Raw genomic sequence first — 1,908 nt, forward strand, 5'->3', positions numbered from 1 at the left:
CAGTTACGAATATATGTTTTGTATTCATTGAATAACCTTAAATAATGAAATATTTTAATTTTTATACAATATCATTAAAGCGGCATTAAATCAAGCGAATTTTTGAATTAATCTATAGTAATTTATTAATTTGAATTATTAATTATAAATATAATTTTGTTTTCCCATATAAAATGGGTTGTCAAAAATCGCAATATTATCGTTTATGCTCTTGTATCTTGCTTTACCATATTTAATGGAGTGGCAAGACATATAATATAATTCTAATTCAAACTTGAAATCTTGCTTTCCCGCATTTAGCGGGGTTGCAGACTTTATAAAAAATTTATACCAAAAGGAATCTCGCTTTCCTAAATTAAAATTAGGATATCGAGACAAACGAGTTTTCACTCACAAATCAAAAATCTTGATTTCTCGCATAGAGCGAGGTATCGAGACAATCAAAAATATCACAATCTTATTATGCATCTTGCTTTCCTCTCTTGTATTCGGTAGGGTAGCAAGACTTTCAAAAAACATTTTTAAATCTTTATTGAATTTCGTTTTCCCGCATTAAGCGAGGTATCGAAACTCATGCTCTTAAAAAGCAAAAATCAAAAATCATGCTTTCCCGTATAAACGGGGTAGCGAGACAAAAGAGGAATTCTTATGAATAATTTCAAAATCCAGCGTTTCCGCATTTAGCGGAGTGGCGAGACTAAAGTAGAAATTCAATGAAGAATTCAAATCTCGTATTCTTACATTAAGCAAGTTATCGAGACAATCAAAAATCTTATTAATTACTTTATGTATCTTGCATTCTATCGTTAAGTTAGGTGGCAAAACAAAAACAACTTTTAAACAAAAATCAAAAATTCCGTTTTCCGCATCGAGCGGATTATCGGAACAATCAAAAATCTTTATAACTTTATTATGCATTTTGCTTTCCTCATTTTGTCTAAATAGCGACATTCAATAGGGTATCAAAACAATCAAAAATTTTTATCACTATTTTATGCATTATGATTTCCCACATTAAGCGGGTTGTCATAAAAATCAAAAATATTCTTAATTATCTTATGTATCTCGCTTTCCTCTCTCTGCGCCCAGTAGGGACATTCAGTAGGGTATCAAGACTAAAAAGAAAATATCAATGTATAATTTCAAATTCCGTATTCCCGCATTAAGCAAGTTATCGGAACAATCAAAACTATTTATTACAATTTTATGTATCTTGTTTTCCTCGCTTTGATAAAATAGGATATCAAGACCAAAAAATAAGATTTTAAACAATGAAAAAATCTCACTTTCCCGTATTAAACGGGGTAATAAGACAAAACAAAATATCGAAGTAAATTCTACATAATCAAATAATATAATATATTCGAATTTTTTTCAATTCAAATTTGACTTTTTATATTAAAAATATTATCATTAAGAATACTATTTTAATAAACTTTTTTAGGACAAATCCAATGAAAACGAATTATAATAACTATAATAAAAACAATTATAGAAACAACAACAAATTTAAAAATAATTATAAAAGCAACTATAAAGGCAACGACAAGCCGAATATAAAACCGCCAGAGTTGTATTATTTATCTTACTTCTTAAACGATGGTAAAAAAGATACGAATAAAAATAAAATAAAAAAATATTTAATCCCTTTATTAACCGTTATAACGGAATATAAAAACGCAAGCGATTTGTCGGCGATAAAAAATTTTTCGGTTATAGTTAGAAATAAATACGAAAGACTGCCTATAGAATTTAAAGAAGAATTTATTAAACTTGAAAATAAAAATATATACGAAGAGGAAGAAATATTAAGAGAAAAAATAGAAAAATCTTATAAAGACGCTTTAATATTTTTAAAAGATTTTAGAAATATTATAATTCATAAAACCGTAAAAGAAGATACTTTTG

The 1,908-nt window shown here is 27.1% G+C and carries 2 protein-coding genes; one reads left to right on the forward strand and one right to left on the reverse strand.

Annotated features, from left to right (window positions below):
- Positions 1-600: 600 nt before the first annotated feature.
- Entirely contained in the window at positions 601-918 is a 318-nt protein-coding gene (locus EZH24_RS10990; RefSeq protein WP_137999155.1) for a hypothetical protein, read from the reverse strand.
- 536 nt (positions 919-1,454) lie between these two features.
- Between EZH24_RS10990 and EZH24_RS10995 the strand changes: the two genes are divergently transcribed.
- A partial coding sequence (locus EZH24_RS10995) for a hypothetical protein (RefSeq protein WP_201798591.1) occupies positions 1,455-1,908 on the forward strand: 454 nt, incomplete at its 3' end.

The organism is Brachyspira catarrhinii (genome assembly GCF_005518285.1).
Classification (GTDB): Bacteria; Spirochaetota; Brachyspiria; order Brachyspirales; family Brachyspiraceae; genus Brachyspira; species Brachyspira catarrhinii.